The sequence below is a fragment of the Bartonella tamiae Th239 genome (assembly GCF_000278275.1).
In the GTDB taxonomy this organism is placed as follows: domain Bacteria; phylum Pseudomonadota; class Alphaproteobacteria; order Rhizobiales; family Rhizobiaceae; genus Bartonella; species Bartonella tamiae.
In genome coordinates, this window is sequence record NZ_JH725147.1 from 619196 (window position 1) to 640743 (window position 21548).

General features: G+C 38.9%; 20 protein-coding genes. 13 read left to right on the plus strand and 7 right to left on the minus strand.

All coding sequences use genetic code 11. The features are described 5' to 3' along the window. Positions 1-486: 486 nt before the first annotated feature. The gene (locus ME5_RS02835; RefSeq protein WP_008038206.1) at positions 487-1050 is read left to right on the plus strand and encodes a GcrA family cell cycle regulator; all 564 of its coding nucleotides are present in this window, start codon (positions 487-489) and stop codon (positions 1048-1050) included. Positions 1051-1297: 247 nt separating this feature from the next. On the opposite strand, the gene ME5_RS02840 is transcribed toward ME5_RS02835, so the two are convergent. The 6 genes from ME5_RS02840 to ccmA form a co-directional block, all read right to left on the minus strand. Beyond that, a complete protein-coding gene (locus ME5_RS02840) occupies positions 1298-1906 on the minus strand; it encodes a transglutaminase-like cysteine peptidase (RefSeq protein ID WP_008038207.1) in 609 nt (202 codons plus the stop codon). Positions 1907-2223: 317 nt separating this feature from the next. Then, positions 2224-2823 (minus strand): DsbE family thiol:disulfide interchange protein, encoded by a 600-nt coding sequence (locus ME5_RS02845; protein ID WP_008038208.1) that lies wholly within the window; start codon positions 2821-2823, stop codon positions 2224-2226. After that, complete coding sequence (locus ME5_RS02850; protein WP_008038210.1) at positions 2816-3067, minus strand: heme exporter protein CcmD; 252 nt, start codon at positions 3065-3067, stop codon at positions 2816-2818. The genes ME5_RS02845 and ME5_RS02850 overlap by 8 nt, the downstream gene beginning before the upstream one ends. Next, a complete protein-coding gene (locus ME5_RS02855) occupies positions 3064-3834 on the minus strand; it encodes a heme ABC transporter permease (RefSeq protein ID WP_008038212.1) in 771 nt (256 codons plus the stop codon). Before ME5_RS02855 ends, ME5_RS02850 begins: the two co-directional genes overlap by 4 nt. A gap of 49 nt (positions 3835-3883) precedes the next feature. Continuing rightward, positions 3884-4549 (minus strand): heme exporter protein CcmB, encoded by a 666-nt coding sequence (gene ccmB / locus ME5_RS02860; RefSeq protein ID WP_008038214.1) that lies wholly within the window; start codon positions 4547-4549, stop codon positions 3884-3886. Positions 4550-4551: 2 nt separating this feature from the next. Beyond that, positions 4552-5172, minus strand: coding sequence for a heme ABC exporter ATP-binding protein CcmA (ccmA, locus tag ME5_RS02865; protein ID WP_008038217.1), 621 nt, complete (start codon positions 5170-5172; stop codon positions 4552-4554). Positions 5173-5476: 304 nt separating this feature from the next. On the opposite strand from ccmA, the gene acnA reads away from it, so the two are divergent. From acnA to cyoD, 10 genes are all read left to right on the plus strand, one after another. Beyond that, the gene (gene acnA / locus ME5_RS02870) at positions 5477-8167 is read left to right on the plus strand and encodes an aconitate hydratase AcnA (RefSeq protein ID WP_008038224.1); all 2691 of its coding nucleotides are present in this window, start codon (positions 5477-5479) and stop codon (positions 8165-8167) included. Between the two features lie 197 nt (positions 8168-8364). After that, positions 8365-8631, plus strand: a complete 267-nt coding sequence (gene rpsT, locus ME5_RS02875) for a 30S ribosomal protein S20 (protein WP_008038227.1) — start codon at positions 8365-8367, stop codon at positions 8629-8631. Positions 8632-9611: 980 nt separating this feature from the next. After that, positions 9612-11111, plus strand: a complete 1500-nt coding sequence (gene dnaA, locus ME5_RS02880) for a chromosomal replication initiator protein DnaA (RefSeq protein WP_008038229.1) — start codon at positions 9612-9614, stop codon at positions 11109-11111. 195 nt (positions 11112-11306) lie between these two features. Further along, positions 11307-12425, plus strand: coding sequence for a DNA polymerase III subunit beta (gene dnaN, locus ME5_RS02885; RefSeq protein WP_008038230.1), 1119 nt, complete (start codon positions 11307-11309; stop codon positions 12423-12425). A gap of 10 nt (positions 12426-12435) precedes the next feature. Then, positions 12436-13593 (plus strand): DNA replication/repair protein RecF, encoded by a 1158-nt coding sequence (gene recF, locus ME5_RS02890; protein ID WP_008038231.1) that lies wholly within the window; start codon positions 12436-12438, stop codon positions 13591-13593. A 44-nt stretch (positions 13594-13637) separates the two neighbouring features. After that, positions 13638-14078: a type II 3-dehydroquinate dehydratase gene (gene aroQ / locus ME5_RS02895; protein WP_008038232.1), complete on the plus strand. Its 441-nt coding sequence runs from the start codon at positions 13638-13640 to the stop codon at positions 14076-14078. 328 nt (positions 14079-14406) lie between these two features. Then, complete coding sequence (cyoA, locus tag ME5_RS02900; RefSeq protein ID WP_008038233.1) at positions 14407-15387, plus strand: ubiquinol oxidase subunit II; 981 nt, start codon at positions 14407-14409, stop codon at positions 15385-15387. Between the two features lie 74 nt (positions 15388-15461). Beyond that, positions 15462-17480 (plus strand): cbb3-type cytochrome c oxidase subunit I, encoded by a 2019-nt coding sequence (locus ME5_RS02905; protein WP_035000391.1) that lies wholly within the window; start codon positions 15462-15464, stop codon positions 17478-17480. Then, positions 17477-18142: a cytochrome (ubi)quinol oxidase subunit III gene (locus ME5_RS02910; protein ID WP_008038237.1), complete on the plus strand. Its 666-nt coding sequence runs from the start codon at positions 17477-17479 to the stop codon at positions 18140-18142. Before ME5_RS02905 ends, ME5_RS02910 begins: the two co-directional genes overlap by 4 nt. Beyond that, a complete protein-coding gene (cyoD, locus tag ME5_RS02915) occupies positions 18142-18570 on the plus strand; it encodes a cytochrome o ubiquinol oxidase subunit IV (RefSeq protein ID WP_008038239.1) in 429 nt (142 codons plus the stop codon). Before ME5_RS02910 ends, cyoD begins: the two co-directional genes overlap by 1 nt. Positions 18571-18749: 179 nt before the next feature. Here cyoD and dps read toward each other — a convergent pair whose 3' ends face one another. After that, on the minus strand, positions 18750-19238 hold the full coding sequence (dps, locus tag ME5_RS02920; protein WP_008038250.1) for a DNA starvation/stationary phase protection protein Dps: 489 nt from the start codon (positions 19236-19238) through the stop codon (positions 18750-18752). Between the two features lie 172 nt (positions 19239-19410). On the opposite strand from dps, the gene otsB reads away from it, so the two are divergent. Both otsB and otsA read left to right on the plus strand, forming a co-directional pair. Further along, a complete protein-coding gene (gene otsB / locus ME5_RS02925) occupies positions 19411-20115 on the plus strand; it encodes a trehalose-phosphatase (RefSeq protein WP_245256477.1) in 705 nt (234 codons plus the stop codon). Further along, positions 20115-21518, plus strand: a complete 1404-nt coding sequence (otsA, locus tag ME5_RS02930; protein ID WP_008038253.1) for an alpha,alpha-trehalose-phosphate synthase (UDP-forming) — start codon at positions 20115-20117, stop codon at positions 21516-21518. The genes otsB and otsA overlap by 1 nt, the downstream gene beginning before the upstream one ends. Positions 21519-21548: the final 30 nt, after the last annotated feature.

Genomic DNA, 21548 nt, shown 5'->3' on the forward strand with positions numbered 1-21548 from the left:
TATGCGATGTGCAAATGTTTTATGCATCTTTTTTAAAAAAATGTCTGAGATTATTATGCTTTATAGATACAATTTACTTTGTTTTTGATCTCTATTTTAAATTTTATCGTCTAGTATTATGAACATAAAAATTCAAATAAATATGATCAATAGTTTTAAGCGCCATTTAATAACCATAATCAGCTTATATGAAGAGTATTGCTTTTTAAAAAAGATTGTATTTTTTGAAAACTGATTTGCAAGTTGGGGAAAACATAAGGAAAAGTGGTGATAGAGCTTATCAGACTCTTGCCACATAGTTGAGCCATATTGTAGTATTTTAACCAATACATTTTGTGTCAGTAGTTGAATTATCATAATAGATGTAGTTATCGAACGCTTTTTTTGAGCAATGATGATATTTGGCAATATGCAAAATGAATATAATAAGACGTGATATGCGATGACAAGTGAGATCGCAATGAATGAAAAGAACGGAGTGCCGGTATGAACTGGACAGATGAACGCGTTGAACTTTTAAAAAAATTATGGAGTGAAGGATTGAGCGCGAGCCAGATTGCAGCTCAATTGGGCGGTGTGAGCCGCAATGCTGTTATAGGAAAGGTTCATCGCTTAAAATTGTCAGGCAGAGGTAAGCCTACAAAATCTACCCCCCGTGCCAATAAAACAGTTGAAAATAGCGCGAGTAATAATCTAACGTCAAATACTGCAAGTGTTAGTCGTGCAAGCCGCGTAGCTACGCCAACATCTGCTGCATCGGGACGAAATACAACGCGCAATGTTGGTGCGACCGCGCTGAAATTAGATTTTGTAGCGGATGCTGTTTCTCAAGTTGAGACACGCCCAACGGAAGATGTGGTTGTTCCTATGTCACGCCATTTAAGCCTTCTTCAGTTGAGTGAAACGACATGTAAATGGCCTGTTGGAGACCCTTTGGCTGAGGATTTTTACTTTTGTGGTGCGGATTCTGGTGAAAATGGTCCTTATTGCACATTTCATGCAAAAATGGCGTTTCAACCTATTTCAGAACGTCGGCGTGTGAGAGCTTAATTTTATCACAATAAACTTAGTATTGCTTTTGTAAGTTTATCTCATGAAAAAGCTGTCTTTATAAGTTATCTTTGTAATGAGTGCGAGTGACTTTATAGTTTAAGCAAGCCGTTTGAACTATAAAGTGTTCATGTTTAATTGTGACTTGAATATGTAACATTTATCAAAATATTAAAGCCAATAAGGCTATAATTATAAACAATTGCCAATGATTGTAAGCTGCTTTTACCATAGTCAATCGTTTTATTTAATTCTTATGAAACACAGATCCAACGACGATATCGTCACGTTCTTCAATAGACACCCAATAGCCGGGTGATAGTATTGCTTGACGTTTAAGATAAGTATATTCTGTGTCTTTCCAATTATAAATTTCATCACGCAAATTATCGAGAATAAAATCACCACGGTCAGTGCGCACGGTAAGAACGGCATGACCTTCTCCATTTGGTTTTTTCAAAACGGTGATTAAAAGGCTTGCAAGAGGGAAGCCTTTTTGATGCAAAATACGCTGTTTTTCTAACGCATAATCTTCACAATCTCCAGCATCAACAGGATAGGCCCAATATTCTTCCTGCCCATAAAGCTCAATATCTGTGACAGGACGAATGCGTTTGTTAATGTCGTTATTCACATCAATCAATGTATCCCAGCTTCTTTGTGTTAGTTTGATAGGGCGTAAAACTTTGTTGCGGATTTTACATTCATTGGGCAAACGTTGGCAAAATTCATAATGACCGATAGGTTGAGATGTCTGTCCCGTTGTGATCATAAATTCATCAGCAGCCAACGCCGCTGACATGGAGGAGATAAGACCAAAAAACAGGAAAAAAAAACTTTTATACAGATTGACCATTTGTTTACTCAATTTAACACTTCACGATAATCATCGTTAATAAAAAGTTAAAAGGCAAATTTGGTTCCCCGTCAATGACATGAAAGCAACATTAAAGTAAGATTGCTTTTATGGTTAAAATTGCAAAATCAAATCAGTTTACCACTTATTTTTGTAAAAAAGCATATATTCTTTTTTAAAATTTATGGAGAGCTTATACGTATTGACGCATAAAGATGTATCCCACATGAAACGATTATGGTTAACCAACATCTCTCTTTTAGGCGGTTATGCAGACCACTTAAAATAAAATTAAATTTTTCATGATGGAGATGGGTTTATTTGGAATTGGTTTTGGCGTTTTGTTGAAGAGTGAGGGCTCTTTCAATTTCTGGTAAAGTTTCTTGAGCATAAATTTGAGGTGATAAAGGACCAATATGTTTATATAAGATGATCCCATCGGCACTTAACAAAAATGTTTCTGGTGGTCCATAAACACCCCAATTAATGGCGGCGCGTCCTGATGGATCAAAACCAATAGATTGAAACGGATTGCCAAAATTTGTTAGAAAACGCTGTGCATTTTCTTGTTTGTCTTTATAATTGATACCGACAAGATCAAATCGTTGATCTTTGCTGATCTCCATTAAAACGGGATGTTCGTCACGGCAAGGTGGGCACCAAGATCCCCAAAAATTAACCAATGTAACACGCCCTTTTAAATTTTGCGGATCGAACACACCGTCTTTTCCCAATAAGGGCAATTTTGTTTGAGGAACGGTTTTTCCTGCCAAGGCATTCGGTACAAGGTTTTGACTATTAGGATCCGTTTTTTCCATATGATTATACATAAGGACAACGAGCATAACAAACAGAATGAACGGCCCAAAAAGTGCCAAAGCAACCGGCCAACGCATGGTTTTATTATTCTTATCCATTTTTTGTTTTATGCCTTGCTTTTTTGTTTTGTTCAATCTGTGTTTGTTTCATGGCTTCAAGCTTTAAAAGTTTCGTGTTTTCGCGTTTTCCTGCAACAATAATATAGATAATTAAAACAAATAAAACGAAAGCAGCTATACTATAACTCAAAATAACAATTTGATTATGGCTTAAAGTGCCAAGCCAAATATCGATCTGTGCAAAAAAACCGTGTGTTATGGTTGATGGATCAACATCGTTCATAAGGAACGCTCCTTATTACGTAAACGCCGCGCTGCCATACGTTGCAAATTATGAACTTTACGCCTTATAATTTCGGTACGCATAGAGGCCAAATGAAGAGTTAAGAGTAAGAAAGTAAATCCGATAGCCATTGTAAGCAAAGGCCAAAGCATAGAGGGATCAATCGCAGAACCCCCAGAACGTATTAATGATGCGGGTTGATGTAGTGTATTCCACCAATCAACGGAAAATTTTATAATAGGTATGTTGATGAAACCAATAAGGGTCAATATGGCTGAGGCCTTAGCACCTTTTGAAACATCATCAAAAGCGCGTGATAAGGCAATTATTGCTAAATAAATGAAAAAAAGCACCAATACGGATGTGAGACGTGCATCCCATTCCCACCATGTTCCCCACGTCGGGCGTCCCCATAAAGAGCCTGTGATGAGTGCTAACGCCGTAAATATTGCACCAATAGGAGCTGCAGATTTTAATGCAACATCGGCCAAAGGATGCCGCCAAACAAGTGTGCCGAATGCAGAGGCAGTCATAATTATGTAACAAAACATAGAAAGCCAAGCAAAAGGAACATGAATATACATGATGCGGACGGTTATGCCTTGCTGATAGTCCGCTGGTGCGCGAAATGCAAAAAATAGTCCGACAATCAGAAGGATAGAGGTTATTGCAATAAGCCACGGCATAGCCGTTTTACTTAAAGACATAAAGCGGCTTGGATTGGCAAGATTTTGCCACCAATTTGGTTTGTTTTGTGTTCCATCCATAGTAATGTCCATGATAAGCGAGGTTTAAAAAACTGGCAATCGTCTTTCTTTACTCTGATAAAGCTTTCAGAGCAAAAGAGGCGGCAAAAGGGCCTAAAATGCTAAAAAATAATGATAACGCAATCAGAAAAATAAGCGGATTTATAAAAGAGACATCATGATTAGTTGCGGCATAGGCGGCAGAAACACCAAAAATGATGACAGGAACAGTAAGGGGCAAAACAATGATGGACATTAATATGCCCCCCTTGGGCAGGACTGTCGCCAAAGCTGCGCCAACAGCACCGATAAGTGTTATAGCAGGTGTACCACATAAAAGAGAGATCATAATGCTTATGGCAAGTTTTATTTCAAGATGGAGCATAAGACATAAAACGGGCGTGACAAGTATAAGGGGAAGAACGGTAGCGCACCAGTGTGCTGCGCATTTTATAAAGACAATGACACTCAGACTTTTATGCTGATCGGCAAGGATAAGAATATCAAGGCTACCATCATCATTATCGCTTTGAAAAAGTTTGTCTAACCCAAGCAATGTTGCAAGAAGAGCCGCGATCCAAAGCATCCCGGGACCAATGCGAGCCAGAAGCATTTGATCAGGTCCAAGAGCAAAAGGCATGATAATGATGATAATTGCAAAAAAAATGAGTCCTGTCAGAAGTGAACTGCTGGGGCCAAACGCCATTTTAAGATCACGCCAAAATAAAGCTTTCACAATCAATACTCCCAATCGGGCAGATAGTCACCAAGAGCAATATTTATGTTTACATCTAATCCAAGCGGTAAATGTGTTGCCGCAATAATCATACCTTTATTATCAAGGTGTCGTTTTAAAAGCTTAGTAAAAATATCAACGGCAATACTATCTAGTCCAGAGGTAGGTTCATCTAAAATCCATAAAGGGTGAAAAGATAGAAGAAGTCTTGCAATGGCCACACGCCTTTTTTGTCCAGTTGAAAGAACGCCAAAGGGTAACGTTTCCACACCACTTAGTTCAACTGCGTTTAAAGCGTCTTGAGGGGATAAAAATGGTTTGTCATGAAAGTTTGCCCAAAACGTAAGATTGTCAAGAACACTAAGATGTGTTTTCATGGCATTTTGAGTGCCTAAATAATGACAGGCAGAAGAGACAGGAAAATGAAAAGACTCTTCTGTCAAAAATACATTACCCTCTTCAGGATTTAAAAAGCCTGCGATGATTCGCAATAAAGTTGACTTTCCGATGCCGTTTGAACCGATAATTGTCATCAATTGCCCTTCATTTAATGTAAAGCTAAGATGATCAAAAAGACGATCCTCCCCTCGTTTTGCACTAAGATTTTTAACACATAATTTCATATAACCGCCTGAATTGTTTCAATCTTTGATAGCCGTTTTCGAAAAAATGGGCAAGTTAACAAAATTTTGCACAGATTCAGTCTGGAACAGTTCCAAAAAAGCTTCTATAAGATTAAAGAACCACACCAGCGGTCGGTGTGGAAAGAATTTTTGGGCCGGACACTTACTTCTGTCTCTAATAGGTGGTGTAAGGAACGGACAGCGGAAATGACTGCACCCGCACCGTATCTGCGATCTTGACCCGCAGTTTGTGGCGTTCGTTCTGAAAAAAGCTTCTGGCTCACAAGCATAAGGACGAACAGTCATGTCTCAAATAGATAGTTTTAAGTGCCGCAAGACGCTGAATGTGAATGGTAAAGACTTTACGTATTATAGTCTTGTAGAAGCTGAAAAGAATGGGCTAGAAGGGGTTTCTCGCCTACCGTTTTCTATGAAAGTTTTATTAGAAAATCTTCTGCGATTTGAAGATGGGCGTACGGTCAAGAAGGAAGATATTGTTAATATTGCAAAATGGTTGGATGATAAGGGTGGCGCTGGTGCCGAGATTGCTTATCGTCCTTCTCGCGTTCTGATGCAAGATTTTACCGGTGTTCCAGCAGTTGTTGATTTAGCAGCAATGCGTGATGCTATGGTAAAATTGGGGGATAGCGCAGAAAAAATTAATCCGCTTGTTCCTGTGGATTTGGTGATTGACCATTCTGTTATTGTTGATGATTTTGGCAATCCACTTGCTTTTAAACATAATGTTGACCTTGAATATGAACGCAATGGTGAACGTTATCGCTTTTTGAAATGGGGTCAACAAGCGTTTAAAAATTTCCGTGTTGTGCCTCCTGGTACAGGCATTTGCCATCAGGTTAATCTTGAATATTTGGCGCAATGTGTTTGGACAAAAGAAGAAGATAGTCAAACTTTGGCTTATCCCGATACGTGTGTTGGAACCGATTCTCATACAACAATGGTAAATGGTCTTGGTGTTCTTGGTTGGGGTGTTGGTGGTATTGAAGCTGAGGCTGCAATGCTTGGTCAACCCGTGTCCATGCTTCTTCCTGAAGTTGTAGGATTTCGTCTTACAGGTAAACTAAAAGAAGGCGTGACTGCGACGGATCTTGTTTTGACCGTAACACAAATGTTGCGCAAAAAAGGTGTGGTTGGAAAATTTGTTGAATTTTTCGGACCTGGTCTTGAACATATGACTTTGGCTGACCGTGCGACAATCGCCAATATGGGTCCTGAATATGGCGCAACATGTGGTTTCTTTCCTATAGATAAAGAAACTGTGCGTTATTTACATATGACAGGACGCGATGAAGAGCGTATTGCATTAGTTGAAGCGTATTCAAAAGCTCAAGGTATGTGGCATGATGAAAATGCTTCAGACCCTGTTTTTACCAATACACTTGAACTTGATATGGCCAGTGTTGTTCCATCCATGGCAGGACCAAAACGCCCAGAAGGACGTCTGGCTTTGGAAGAGGTTGGCAGTGGTTTTGAAAAAGCCTTGCGCGATGAATACAAAGTAACCAGCGGGCAGACAACACGCTATGCAGTTGATGGTGAAGAATTTGAAATCGGTCATGGTGATGTTGCTATTGCTGCGATCACATCGTGTACCAATACATCCAATCCAAGCGTTTTGATCGCGGCAGGTTTATTGGCGCGCAATGCGGTTGCAAAAGGTTTGAAAACAAAGCCTTGGGTTAAAACGTCACTTGCCCCGGGCTCGCAAGTGGTTGAAGCCTATCTTACAAATTCTGGATTGCAAAAAGATCTTGATGCTTTGGGATTTAATCTTGTTGGTTTTGGCTGTACAACGTGTATTGGAAACTCTGGACCTTTGCCACCAGCAATTTCAAAAGCGGTTAATGAAAAAGGCTTAATTGCTGCCGCCGTTCTTTCAGGAAATAGAAATTTTGAAGGGCGTGTATCCCCTGATGTACAAGCCAATTATTTGGCTTCACCACCCCTTGTTGTAGCTCATGCTTTGGCAGGAACGGTCGTAAAGGACCTCACCAGTGAGCCTTTAGGTGAAGGTTCTGATGGGCAGCCTGTTTATCTCAAAGATATTTGGCCGACTTCTCAAGAAATTCAAGAATTTATTGAAAAAAATGTCACTCGTAAAATCTTTGCAGAAAAATATGCGGATGTTTTCAAAGGTGATGAGCATTGGCAAAAAGTCAATGTTCCTGCAGGCGAGACATATGCGTGGGATGATCAATCGACTTATGTGCGTAATCCGCCTTATTTTGATGATATGCCTAAAGTTCCTTCGCCGTTGGAAAATATTGAGAGTGCTCGTATTTTAGCGCTTTTTGGTGATAAAATAACAACCGATCATATTTCACCCGCTGGTGCCATTAAGGTTGATTCTCCAGCTGGCAAATATCTCACAGATCACGGTGTAAAACCCGCAGACTTTAATCAATATGGAACGCGTCGTGGTAATCATGAGGTCATGATGCGTGGTACTTTTGCGAATATTCGCATACGTAATTTCATGTTGGGTGAAAATGGTCGTGAAGGTGGATACACTATTCATTACCCAAGCAAAGAAGAAGAACCCATTTATGATGCAGCTATGCAATATAAAAAGCAACATACGCCTTTGGTTGTTTTTGCTGGTATTGAATATGGAAATGGTTCTTCGCGTGACTGGGCGGCAAAGGGAACAAGTCTTCTTGGTGTTCGAGCAGTAATTGCGCAATCTTTTGAGCGTATTCACCGTTCAAATCTTGTTGGTATGGGCATTGTTCCTTTTGTTTTCGAAGATGGTTCAAGCTGGAAGTCTCTTGGCTTAAAAGGTGATGAGACAGTCACGATTGAGGGAATCAACGAATTAAAACCGCGTCAGAAAACTTTTGCAAAAATTACTTATGCCGATGGCACACAAAAAAATGTTCCGCTTCTTTGCCGTGTCGATACAGTGGATGAGCTTGATTATCTGCATAATGGTGGCATTTTGCAATATGTGTTGCGTAATCTTGCCGCTGAATAACAGTGACGATATGTGATAAAGAAAAAGAGAGTGAAGCCAAGCTTTACTCTCTTAATTTTTACACTTTTGGTCGAAAACACATTGACGAGCGCTTATGAGTTACGTTATAAGCCCCACAAAGATAGATGGCGCATAAGCCATTATTGTTATTGTAGGCATATATTATTGCCACTTAAATATGAGAGAAAGAGAAACTTATGGCGAATACACCTTCGGCCAAAAAGGCAGTGCGTAAAATAGAAGCGCGCACACAGGTCAATAAGGCACGTCGCTCCCGCGTTCGTACATTTATTCGTAAATTTGATGATGCAATTGCTGGTGGTGATAAGGCTGCGGCAGAAGTTGCTTTTAAAGTTGTTGAACCTGAAATTATGCGAGCTGCTTCAAAAGGTGTCATCCATAAAAATACTGCATCACGTAAAGTGTCACGTTTAGCAAGACAATTGAAAACGCTTTCTGCTTAAATTTATAGCAGTTTTATATATAAAATTACTATGATCGTTTAAAGCCGATTTCTTTTTGAGAAATCGGCTTTTTTATTGACCGCATGAGTCTTTTTGATTTTTTATTTCCAATATTTAAAGGATAAAATATCATCACAAAAGCGGAAAAAAATACAGTGAAAAATCCCCTATGATGTCGTTTTCCACAAAGCATCAACCGCTCGAATGTGTAGTTGTTTTGTCAAGCTTTTTTTTAAAAATTTTTTTAAAAAAAACTACTTTGTGTAACAAAAAAAATTGCAAGAAAAAAACCTTATTGAATCAATGTGATCAGCCATATTGTAAGGCGATAACAGTCAATTTTTTGCGCTTTATACGTTAATATGTCTGCTTTCCCCCTCTTGCTTTTATGGTTCACCTTTTTGTATGGTTATTTTGTAAATGTTGAGAGCATTTCGATCTTTTTGTCTTTAGGCTTTTTCTTAGCTTATTCATCATGATTGTAAGCACTGTATCATGATAGTATAGCGTAGAATTCACGGGGCTTTATCGATGTTCGAAAGATCGGCTTTTAACAGTAAAAAATAAAAAAGTTTTATAAGATGAACCGTAGCCTTGAGGCAGGTCTGTCGACAATACAGATCTAGAAGCGACTCTTTAAGTTATCGTTTTTAGATTAGCCTTAAAATTTGTCATGAACCTCTAGGGTTTATTTGATGTGTATTTGAGAGGTGTTAGAGCTAAAGTAAAAGTATATCGAGTAAAACTGTACACATTACACGTTTTATTTGCGTCTTTTATATATATTATAGTGTTCGGGGTCTGAATTATTACATTGGGCTATAGCCATATATTGATGGTTTCGTTGAAGCCATCGAATATATTTTTTTGTTTTAAATAAAGGATAATTATTAGTATTTGAGTGATTTAAATGATTTTTAAAATCGTTTGTTATTGCTTTTTTAGGCTAATGATTATTATCAAAGAGAATGAAGCGTAAAATGTCGAAAGTGAATGATATTGATAAAGATGAGACTGTAATGGAAAATGGGGGACATCATTCAATTGTCGGGCAAAATGGTGCCGATATTTTCACTCGTGTAATGGCGCAATTAAAAGTTCATGTTGGTGCGGAGGCTTATGCCAGTTGGTTTGGACGTTTAAAACTTGATGAATTTAGTCGCAGTCTTATTCGTCTATCTGTACCAACTGCATTTTTACGCTCTTGGATTAATAATCATTATGCGCCTTTATTAACACAGTTGTGGCGGCATGAATGTCCAGATCTTTTACGATTAGAAGTTGTTGTTCGTGGTGTGAACCGTATTGCCAAAGCTCAAGATATTAAGACAACGGAAGAGTCGCCTCTAAACCCCGTCGCAGTAGGACATTCACCTTCTCTGCCAGTTCGTGCAAAAACCGATCGATTATTGGCAGATACTCAGCCAAATATTTTTGGATCTCCACTTGATGCCCGTTACACATTTGATAGCTTTGTTGAAGGCGCTTCTAATAGAGTGGCACTTGCTGCAGCACGCTCCATTGTTGAAAGCAATAATACTTTACGTTTTAATCCCCTTTTTATTCATGCGGCAGTTGGATTGGGAAAAACGCATTTGCTTCAAGCGATTGCAGCGGCGGCTTTACAGCGCCCGCAGCCTATGCGTGTTATTTATTTGACAGCTGAATATTTTATGTGGAGATTTGCAACGGCTATTCGCGATAATGATGCTCTGTCATTTAAAGAACAGCTTCGTGATATTGATTTACTTATCATAGATGATATGCAATTTTTACAAGGAAAATCGATCCAACATGAATTTTGCCATTTGTTAAATATGTTGCTTGATGGTGCAAAACAGGTGGTCGTTGCAGCGGATCGTTCTCCTGCTGAATTGGAATCATTAGATGTTCGTGTGCGTTCAAGACTTCAAGGCGGTGTTGCCCTTGAAGTTGAGACACCAGATTTTGAAATGCGATTGCAAATGTTGCGTCAACGTTTAAAAAACGCACAAAAAGAAGATCCTTCCATCGCAATCACAGAGGATGTTCTCACACATATAGCAAACACAATATCGGGTTCTGGTCGTGATCTCGAAGGGGCCTTTAATCAGCTTTTATTTCGACAATCTTTTGAACCAGATCTTTCTCTTAATCGCATTGATGAATTGCTTGATCATTTAACGCGAACAGGTGATCCTAAACGCATTCGCATTGAGGAAATTCAGCGTGTCGTTGCGCGTCATTATAATGTTTCAAAACAGGATTTGCTTTCTAATCGTCGTACACGCACAATAGTTAAACCGCGCCAAGTTGCAATGTATTTGGCCAAAATGTTAACGCCACGTTCATTGCCCGAAATTGGTCGGCGTTTTGGTGGGCGTGATCATACGACTGTTCTTCATGCTGTTCGTAAAATTGAAGATATGGTTGATGGAGATCAACAATTGGCAAAAGAATTGGAATTGTTGAAGCGTTTAATTGGAGAGCAATCTACCTAATCTTCGATGCTTATCAACAGGCAAGATTGAATTATAGGACTTGGTGACTTGCATTTATGATGAAGATTCTGGCAATTTAAGTGTCGAAAAGGCATTTTTGTTGATGATTCTTTCCAACTTGTTGATTATCCCTGTTAGAAATTCATCACATGGTTGAATATACAGAGTTCTGGTTCGGTATAAGTGAGTGTTAATATGCGTATTGTCGTTGATCGCAGTCATCTTTTAAAATCATTAAGTCGCGTTCATCGTGTTGTCGAACGACGCAATACTATTCCTATTTTGTCTAATGTTCTTATTGATGCTTCTCAAGGAAAAGTTGAATTTAAAGCAACAGATCTTGATCTAGAAGTGACAGAGCAAACACTAGGAAATATTGAACAAGATGGTGCAACAACAGTTCCGGCTCATCTTCTCTACGATATTGTTAGAAAGTTACCAGACGGTGGTGAAGTGAAGCTTTCTGTTTCTGATAACGGTCAGACAATGTCTGTTATTTCAGGTCGTTCTAATTTTAAATTACAATGTTTGCCAAAAGCAGATTTTCCAGAATTAAGTGCTGGTGAGTTTACTCATCACTTTACCCTTACAGCATCAGCGTTAAAACGTTTGATTGATTGCACACAATTTGCAATTTCAACTGAAGAGACACGGTATTATCTTAATGGTATTCATTTTCATGTCATCGATAATGAAGGCTTAAAGTTGCGCGCGGTCGCAACAGATGGTCATCGTTTGGCACAAGCAGAAATGGTCGCGGCTGAAGGCTCGGAAGGCATGCCCGGTATCATTATTCCGCGTAAGGCTGTCAGTGAACTTCAAAAACTTCTTGGCGATGATTCGGACGCAGAAATTAAAATTGAACTATCTGAATCAAAAATTCGTTTTGTTGTCGATTCGGTCGTTTTAACATCGAAATTAATTGACGGAACTTTTCCAGAGTATCAACGGGTGATTCCAGTTAATAATGACAAAAAATTAGTGATTGATCGTCAAGGCTTTGCTTCTGCTGTTGATCGTGTGTCAACTATATCAAGCGATCGAGGTCGTGCTGTTAAGCTTTCGATTGAAAGTGGACAGGTCACATTAACAGTGAATAATCCTGATTCTGGCAGCGCTGAAGATCAAATCTCTGCAGAATATGATGCCGATTCTATCGAAATTGGCTTTAACTCACGTTATTTGTTGGACATCGCCGCTCAACTTTCTGGCGATAATGCGATTTTTATGCTTGCTGATTCTGGTGCGCCAACACTTATTCGTGATGATGCAGATGCAGACGCGTTATATGTTTTAATGCCTATGCGTGTATAGGATTTGAGACGTGTCGGTGATAAAAGCGCAGGCTACTAAAGTCACCGTTCAGCAGTTAAAGCTTAATAATTATCGCAATTACCAGTCCTTACAACTGGATTTTTCAAGCCGTTATGTCGTCTTTACAGGGCATAATGGTGCAGGCAAAACAAATTTGCTTGAATCTTTGTCATTTTTATCGCCGGGTCGAGGACTAAGACGTGCAGCCTATAATGATATTGCGTCTGCCAATAATCCGTTAAACGGGTTTGTTGTTTTTACTCATCTTTTATCTGATGATTTTGGTGATATTGATATCGGAACAACAACCGATGGTATAGAAACTGGAAGAAAAGTTCGTATAAATGGACAAACGGGCAGTGCAGATCGATTAAGCGATTATTGTCGAATAAGTTGGCTTGTGCCTTCAATGGATGGACTGTTTATGGGTGCCAGTAGTGATAGACGGCGCTTTCTAGATCGGATGGTGTTATCTGTTGATTCTTTTCATGCGCGTCGTGTTATGGATTTTGAAAAGCTGATGCGCGCGCGCAATCGTCTTTTGTTGCAAGACCATGCCGATAACGCATGGTTTGATGCGGTTGAGCATAATATGGCAGAGCTCGCAACAGCTATTGGTGCTGCACGCTTAGATGTTGTGCGTCTTTTAACTGATATGAACGCTATAGAAGACGGTGAGAACGGTTTTCCAAAAGCGATTGTCAGTCTCGATGGTTGCATTGAAAATGCACTTATTAAGAAATCAGCCATTGATGTTGAAGAATCGTATCGTCAATATTTGCATGATGAGCGTAAAAGCGACCAAATTGCAGGAGGCAGGACGCGTGAAGGCACTCATCGCAGTGATTTAAAAGTGATTTACCGAAAAAAAAATATGGCTGCCGCACTGTGTTCAACAGGTGAACAAAAGGCACTTTTAACGGGTCTTGTGCTTTCACATGCTCAATTAACAGCTAAAATTTCTGGAATTATACCAATACTACTACTGGATGAAATGATGGCACATCTAGACCCTGCGCGTCGATTAAGTCTTTTTTCCATTCTGGATCACTTGGGAGGTCAGGTTTTTATGACAGGAACGGATAAAACACTTTTTAATGGATTAGACAATAAAGCAGAATTTTTTGAAATTCATGACGGTGCTTTACTGTCAAAAGAAAAAGATTAAATTGTGCGTATTAAAAATTAAATAGTCTTTTGGAGTGAGCCGTAATGACTCAAAAAATCATGATTGTGAATGGTCCAAATTTAAATTTATTAGGCACAAGAGAGCCTGATATTTATGGATCTGAGAGCTTGAAGGATATTGAAAAAAAATGTTTTTCGTGTCTTAAAACTTATGACGTAAGAGGTATTTTCCATCAGAGCAATCATGAAGGTGAACTTGTTGAATATATTCATGAAGCGATAAAAACTGCCCATGGGATTATAATTAATCCTGCGGCTTATAGTCACACATCAATTGCACTATTAGATGCGCTTAAAATGTTTCAAGGTCCTGTTGTAGAAGTACATTTGTCAAATATTCATAAAAGAGAGCCGTTTCGTCATCACTCATTTATCTCTTCGAGAGCAGATGCTGTCATTGCAGGTTGCGGGAGCAAAGGATATGAATTTGCTATTCACTTTATTATGAATAGTTTGAATGAATAGAAATATTCTATAAATAAATGTGAAAAGACCGCGCATATTGCCGCAGGTTAAAAAAAAACTTGCGAAATTTCGCTTAAAAGGTAATACATTGCCTAGAAGCTGCCACAATTATGTCTGTTGCAAAAGCATTATATTTTAAAAAGAATACAATTCTTTACGCATTAGGCATGTGTGGTAAGTTTAAAAGTGTTCTAAGAGAATAATTTATCCAGTCTTGGAAAACGCTAGGATGGAATAGGTGTGACGGTAAAACATCAGAAACTTTTATGGGTTTTAAGCGTATTTACCCTCATACGAAAGTATGCGATGCATATAAAGGCAGGTAGGAATGAAATATTTTGTTAAATTAACGGGGCTGGTAACTGTTCTCGCATCCTTATTGCTTTTGACAGGTTGTGAATTTGATGTTCTCAAGCCTGCAGGCTATATCGCCCAACAACAATTGATGCTGATTATTATCTGCGTAGCGGTTATGCTATGTGTGGTTATACCTGTAATGATTGCAGTTGTTTATTTTGCAATTAAATATCGTGCAACCAATACGAAATCAGAATATCTCCCCGATTGGGGGCATTCTAAAAAGGTTGAAACCTATATGTGGGGGATACCAATTGTGATCGTTACTATCTTAGGGGCGATGACAGTATATTATACATTTAAGTTAGAACCGTCTAAAGTCATATCGCAAGAAATTGCTGGTGATGAAAAGCCCTTACAGATTGATGTTGTAGCTCTTGATTGGAAATGGCTCTTTATTTATCCTGAATATGGTGTTGCTTCAATTAACGAAATTTATGCTCCTAAGGGTCGTCAGGTTTTTCTTCAGATTTCATCGGAAAGTGCGATTAATGCATTTTGGGTGCCAAAACTTGGAAGTTTAATTTATGCGATGCCTCAAATGAATGCTAAGCTGCATTTAATCGCGGACGAAGATGGTGTTTTTTATGGCCGCTCAGCTAATTATAGTGGTGATGGTTTTGCAACAATGCATTTTAAATGGCATTCAGTACCTGAAGCTGATTTTAACCAATGGATTGAAACTGCCCGTCAAAGTGGCAATGAATTAGATAGACAATCATATCAGCGTCTTGCTGTCGCCCCAAAAATGGGAGACGTTGCAGCTAAAGAAAAAGACGCCGAAGTGCGTTATTTTTCTCACGTTGATCCTAATCTTTATTATCGTGTCGTTAATCGGTGTGTCGTTGACGGAACGACTTGTAATGAAGATCAAATGAAGCTAGCCGCTGCTCAAACACTTTGGGGCGAATTGTGTTCAGTGTTTGATCCTGGTGTTATTCAAAGACAATAAAGTCGTCGATAAGAGTGGGCAATTTAATTGCGTCTCTTTTTTTTAAAAAAATTTATTATGTGGGTTGAAACATGTTGTTAGGAAGACTTACAGATCCGGTAGCTGGTACATTTCATGCTTTAGAGCATGAGCCAATTGTTCTTTTTACGACAATCGTTGTCGTGGCTATGGTTGCCGTTGTTGCTGTTGCAATTTTATTTATGGGTTGGTTAGGGCCATTATGGCGCAATTGGATTACGACCGTTGATCATAAACGGATCGGGATTATGTATATTGTATTGTCCATTATCATGCTTGTGCGTGGTTTTACGGATGCACTATTAATGCGTTCCCACCAAGCATTGGCTTTGGGGTCAGAAACAGCAGGCTTTTTGCCACCTGATCACTATGATCAGATTTTTTCGGCACATGGAACGATTATGATATTTTTCATGGCAACGCCGATGTTGTTTGGAATTTTGAATTATGTCGTGCCGCTGCAACTTGGTGCACGAGACGTTGCATTTCCATTTGCCAATAATCTTGGTTTTTGGATTACCGCAGCAGGTGCAATCCTTATCAACATTTCATTTGTCATGGGTAATTTTGGCCGTGGTGGTTGGTTGATGTATCCACCATTTACAGCGCTCGAAAATAGTCCCGACACAGGTGTTGATTACTACCTTTGGTCATTGCAGCTTTCAGGTATTGCAACAACAATGGGTGCGGTCAATTTTGTCGCAACCATTATAAAAATGCGTGCTCCTGGCATGACTATGATGAAAATGCCTGTTTTTTGTTGGACAGCATTGGTTGCCAATATTCTTATTTTGATCATTTATCCAGTTTTGACTGTTGCTTTAGCAATGTTGGCTGGCGATCGTTATTTAGATATGAACTTCTTTACCAACACAGCGGGTGCTAATCCGATGGTGTGGATTAACTTTGTCTGGATTTTTGGACATCCTGAAGTTTATGTTCTTGTTATACCAGCCTTTGGTATCATCTCAGAGATTGTGCCGACATTTTCTTCGAAACGTCTTTTTGGCTATGCATCCATGGTTTGGGCTGTTTTAGTGATTCTGATTTTGTCATGTCTTGTTTGGGCTCATCACTTCTTTACGATGGGTGGTGGTGAAATTGTCAATAGTTTCTTTGGTATTGCCACAATGATTATTGCTGTCCCAACTGGTGTGAAAGTCTTTAACTGGCTCTTTACAATGTATAAAGGTCGCATTCGGTTTGAACCACCTATGTTATGGGCTATGGGTATGATGTTTACCTTCGTTGGTGGTGGTCTTACAGGTGTTTTATTGGCAGTAGTGCCAGCTGATATGCAATTTCACAATTCGCTTTTCTTAGTGGCTCACTTTCATCATACTATTATTGGTGGTGTTGTGTTGTCATATCTTGGGGGTTTGGCGTATTGGTTCCCGAAAGCTTTTGGTGTGAAGCCAAACCGTAAATTAGGTATTGCATCTTTCTGGTGCTGGTTTGTTGGTTTTTATTTTGCTTTCTTTCCGCTTTATGCAGTCGGTTTAATGGGGGCGACGCGTCGTATGCAGCATTATACACGAGAAGACTGGGCGCCTTTTTTCTGGGTTGCCGCAGTTGGTGCATTAATTATTCTGATCGGTATTTTATGCTTTGTATTACAAATTTTGATCGCTATTTGGTACGGTTATAAGCATAAAGGAAAACTTCCTGTTATTCATAATGACCCTTGGGGCGACTCGCGTACACTTGAATGGTCTATTTCATCGCCGCCACCTGCCTATAACTTTGCGACTATTCCGATCGTGCAATCAGATGATGCCTTTTGGGATATGAAACAGCGTGGTGAAAAAAGAAAGCTCAAAGGATTTGATAAAATTCATATGCCGTCAAATTCAAGTGCTGGTATTATCGCAAGTGCTTTCTTGCTCGCTGTTGGGTTTGCATTAGTGTGGCATATTTGGTGGCTTGCAGCTGTCGGATTGGTTGGTTTTTCAATAACTATTTTTGCTCATTCACTCAATGGTGATCATCATGGTTATTATATTTCAGCCAATGAAGTACAAAAAATAGAAGACGAATTTACTTCTGTCTTAAAAGCGCATGGAGAAAAAGCATGAGTACGACAACTGTCACAACATCTCACGCTCAAGATCATCATCACGATAGCAGTTCAACAATGACCTTTGGGTTTTTGGTATACATTCTGTCTGACTTGCTTCTTTTTGCAACATTATTTTCATCGGCGATCGTTTTTGGATCCGCTTATGGGGGGGGACAAAACGGTAAAGAATTTTTTGATTTGAATTTTGTTCTGGTCGAAACATCGCTCTTATTGGTCTCCTCCATCACTTATGGTTTTGCCATGGTGCAAGTCTATAAAAATAATATTGGCGGTGCGCGTCTATGGTTAGGCATCACCTTCCTTCTTGGTGCAGGCTTTATCGGTATGGAACTTTATGAGTTTCATCATCTTCTTGGTGAGGTTTTCTATTTTGATCCAGCGGCTTATGCTGGTGTAGATTTCGAAACGGGAATTAAGTCTTATGGTAAGGAAGTTTTGTCGGCTTATTGGTCATCTTTTTTCTTCCTAGTTGGTACCCATGGAATTCACGTGAGTATTGGTCTTATTTGGATGGCTTTTATGTTTGTTCATTTAAGCCGTCGTGGATTGGATGACGATAATAAAACACGTCTTTCCTGCTTATCGATCTTTTGGCATTTCCTTGACATTGTTTGGATCGGTGTATTTACAACGATTTATCTTTTAGGGGTCTTATAATGAGCGCACATACACATAATGAAGCACACAGTGCTAGTGCTGGAAAATATATGGTTGGATTTATTCTTTCTGTTATTTTAACACTTGCATCATTTCTCCCTGTCATGAATCATTGGTTGGATGATTGGGCCGTTAGCAGTAAAGTGATTTATCTTGTTGGTATGGCCTTAATTCAAATTGTCGTTCAGATCATCTTTTTCTTGCATTTAAATGAAGGTCCTGATGCAAAATGGAATGTGACAGCCATGTGGAGCGGTGTTGTTTTTATTGCATTGGTAATTGGTGGTACTTGGTTTGCCATATCTCATCTTAATTATAATATGATGGGTGGTTCAGGGCGTGTTATTCGGCCCAGTATAACTGAGCAATTGCCAAATGATAATGCCCCTGCAGTCCAAATAAAAACACCTAATAATGTAACAGAGTGAATTTGGTCGTTAAACTGTTGAAAATAAAAAACCCTGCATCAAGCAGGGTTTTTTATTTTAAGAATAATATTTTATTCTTATAAAAATGTCTCACTCTTAAATATCTTACTTTGCTTATCTTTGTATATTGTTCGCAATATATGTATGAAGGAATGAACCTTCATACATGTTTTATTAAGTTATTGTTCTTGAATATGAGCTTCTAAAAACCAAAGATTTTTATCGAGTGTGCGTGAAGCTGCGGTAAATATATCAGCAGTATCGGCATCGCCAGCTTCATCAGCATCATCAATGGATTTACGCATCTCGTTTGCAGCATCACCATAGCGTTCAATCAGTGCATGTAAGTGATCATTAACTTTATAAATATCGGTCGGATAGGGGTTTAGGTTTGTTGTATCTGCAACTGTTTGTGTTGTTCCTAAAGCTGTGCCACCTAATTGAACGGCGCGTTCGGCGATAATATCTACATGTTCGTCTAAATCAGAACGAAATCCATCAAGCATTTCATGTACGCCAATAAAATTGGGTCCTTTTAAGTTCCAATGTGCTTGTTTGGTTACGAGAGATAAGTCAATCAATGTTGATAAGGTTTTATTTAATAAAGCGATTGCTGTCGTTTTTGCATTAGATGGCATATCATTACGTGTTTGATGGTTTTTAATCATAATTTTCTCCGCTTGAATTTAATCGTGGGTTTAAACGCATCATAATCAATAAAGTTCACAGGGTCAAAGACTTGTCATTTTCGCCGATGATCCTAGTTCATAAAATATGATCAATAAACAACCATACACACATAATCAAAAAATCCCAATTCAAAGCTTTGAGAGCATCACATTGACTAATGCTGCCTTATTTTTCGATCTTGATGGGACTTTGATTGATATTGCACCAACACCCGATGGCGTCATAATTCCTAGCGGATTGGCTTTGTTGCTTATTAAACTATCACAAAAAGTAAAAGGTGCACTTGCAATTAATACTGGACGCTCAATTCGTAATGTTGATGCGTTATTAGGCATTAAATTACCAATATCAGGGCTTCACGGTGGTCAAATTCGTTATAATAAAGACTGTATGTATAAATTAAAAACGTCTTCAAGACTGTTGGATGCAAAGAAATTTCTCTTTGATACGATTTCAAATGTTACTGGACTTGTCATTGAGGACAAAGACGAAGCGCTTGCTCTGCATTATCGATTAGTACCAAATCTAAGATCAAAAGCAGAAGATTTGATGAAAAAAGCACATCATATAGCCGGCAATAACTATGAATTGCAAAAAGGTCAAATGGTTTATGAATTAAAGCCTGCAGGCGTAAGTAAGGCAACAGCACTTCACAATTTTATGCAATATTCTGTTTTTCGATATCGTCGGCCTATTTGTTTTGGTGATGATCTCACCGATGAAGATATGTTTGGTGCAGCAAAGCATTATGGTGGTTTTGGAGTGAAAGTTGGAAATACTGCACATCCAACACTGGCTATATATAGACAAACTAGCCCCGGTGAATTGTACCAATGGCTTGAAAGTAAAGTATAATGAGTAGGCTTATTGTTGTGTCTAACCGTGTTCCATTGCCGAATAAAAGTGGTGAAATACCCGCTGGAGGGCTTGCAGTGGGCTTGCATGGCGCTTTGCAAGAACGCGGTGGTTTATGGATGGGATGGTCTGGTAAGACTTTACAAACGGATAAAAAACCTGAAATTACAATGCTTGAAAAAGGAAATATATCTTATGCATTAATAGATTTATCACGGCAAGATGTTGATGAATATTATGCAGGTTTTGCCAATGGTATGTTATGGCCTCTTTGTCATTACCGTATTGATCTCATAGATTATGCCCGACAAGATATGTCAGGATATTTTCGTGTAAATCGTTTGTTTGCAGAACAAATCGCACCTTTAATTGAGGCAGACGATATTATCTGGGTTCATGACTATCATCTTATCCCTTTGGCATCTGAATTACGGCAAAAAGGCATATCGAATCCAATTGGATTTTTTTTCCATATACCATGGCCACCCCCAGATGTTTTTTTCACACTTCCTGTTTACGAAGTGCTTTTACGCGGCTTATCAACATTTGATGTGGTTGGATTTCAAACAGATTTTGATGTTGAAAATTTTAAACAATGTTTATTACGAGAAAGTGTCGGAGAAGATTTAAAAAATGGATATTTTCATGCCTATCATCAGCGTTTTTTCGTTGGGGCATTTCCAATTGGGATCAATATTCAAGATTTTTCTTATACGCATCATCTTCAAAAAAAATCCATAAGACAGCGGCAAATGGAAAAAAGTTTAGGCGATCAAGATTTAATTATTGGTGTTGATCGCTTAGACTATTCTAAGGGCATTCTTCATCGTATGGAGGCATATGAACGTTTTATTAAAGCTTATCCCGGAAGTCGCGGGCGTGTATCTTTTTTGCAAATTACACCAAAATCACGCAATGGGGTGGTCGAGTTTGATAAGATGCAAACACATATTGCAACAATTGTTGGTCGTATTAATGGTGAATATGGTCGTATCGACTGGACACCAATTCGTTATATAAATCAATCTACGCCACGAGAGACATTAGCTGGACTTTATCGTATGGCACGCGTTGGTCTTGTCACACCTTTGCGTGATGGGATGAATATGGTTGCAAAAGAATATGTTGCGGCGCAAAATCCTGAAAATCCGGGTGTACTTATTCTTTCAAGATTTGCAGGCGCAGCTCGTGAATTAAAAAATGCGCTCCTTGTTAATCCATACGACCGTGATGGTGTGGGTGATGCAATTGCGCGCGCTTTATCCATGTCTTTGGAAGAACGGCTAACTCGGTGGAAACCGATGATGGCGGATATTACAAAAAACAATATTACACAATGGTGTACAGATTTTCTGACCGTTTTAAAAGAAAGTGCAAAAATGCGTCATAGATCCAGTCTTTAATGAAGATGAAGTCTTTTGTTTTTTATGGCA

What these genes read in the sequence shown, in the direction of transcription:
- ME5_RS02835 (WP_008038206.1), top strand. Translation starts at nt 487, where the DNA reads ATGAACTGGACAGATGAACGCGTTGAACTTTTAAAAAAATTATGGAGT.
- ME5_RS02840 (WP_008038207.1), bottom strand. Translation starts at nt 1,906, where the DNA reads ATGGTCAATCTGTATAAAAGTTTTTTTTTCCTGTTTTTTGGTCTTATC.
- ME5_RS02845 (WP_008038208.1), bottom strand. Translation starts at nt 2,823, where the DNA reads ATGGATAAGAATAATAAAACCATGCGTTGGCCGGTTGCTTTGGCACTT.
- ME5_RS02850 (WP_008038210.1), bottom strand. Translation starts at nt 3,067, where the DNA reads ATGAACGATGTTGATCCATCAACCATAACACACGGTTTTTTTGCACAG.
- ME5_RS02855 (WP_008038212.1), bottom strand. Translation starts at nt 3,834, where the DNA reads ATGGATGGAACACAAAACAAACCAAATTGGTGGCAAAATCTTGCCAAT.
- ccmA (WP_008038217.1), bottom strand. Translation starts at nt 5,172, where the DNA reads ATGAAATTATGTGTTAAAAATCTTAGTGCAAAACGAGGGGAGGATCGT.
- acnA (WP_008038224.1), top strand. Translation starts at nt 5,477, where the DNA reads ATGTCTCAAATAGATAGTTTTAAGTGCCGCAAGACGCTGAATGTGAAT.
- rpsT (WP_008038227.1), top strand. Translation starts at nt 8,365, where the DNA reads ATGGCGAATACACCTTCGGCCAAAAAGGCAGTGCGTAAAATAGAAGCG.
- dnaA (WP_008038229.1), top strand. Translation starts at nt 9,612, where the DNA reads ATGTCGAAAGTGAATGATATTGATAAAGATGAGACTGTAATGGAAAAT.
- dnaN (WP_008038230.1), top strand. Translation starts at nt 11,307, where the DNA reads ATGCGTATTGTCGTTGATCGCAGTCATCTTTTAAAATCATTAAGTCGC.
- aroQ (WP_008038232.1), top strand. Translation starts at nt 13,638, where the DNA reads ATGACTCAAAAAATCATGATTGTGAATGGTCCAAATTTAAATTTATTA.
- cyoA (WP_008038233.1), top strand. Translation starts at nt 14,407, where the DNA reads ATGAAATATTTTGTTAAATTAACGGGGCTGGTAACTGTTCTCGCATCC.
- ME5_RS02910 (WP_008038237.1), top strand. Translation starts at nt 17,477, where the DNA reads ATGAGTACGACAACTGTCACAACATCTCACGCTCAAGATCATCATCAC.
- cyoD (WP_008038239.1), top strand. Translation starts at nt 18,142, where the DNA reads ATGAGCGCACATACACATAATGAAGCACACAGTGCTAGTGCTGGAAAA.
- dps (WP_008038250.1), bottom strand. Translation starts at nt 19,238, where the DNA reads ATGATTAAAAACCATCAAACACGTAATGATATGCCATCTAATGCAAAA.
- otsA (WP_008038253.1), top strand. Translation starts at nt 20,115, where the DNA reads ATGAGTAGGCTTATTGTTGTGTCTAACCGTGTTCCATTGCCGAATAAA.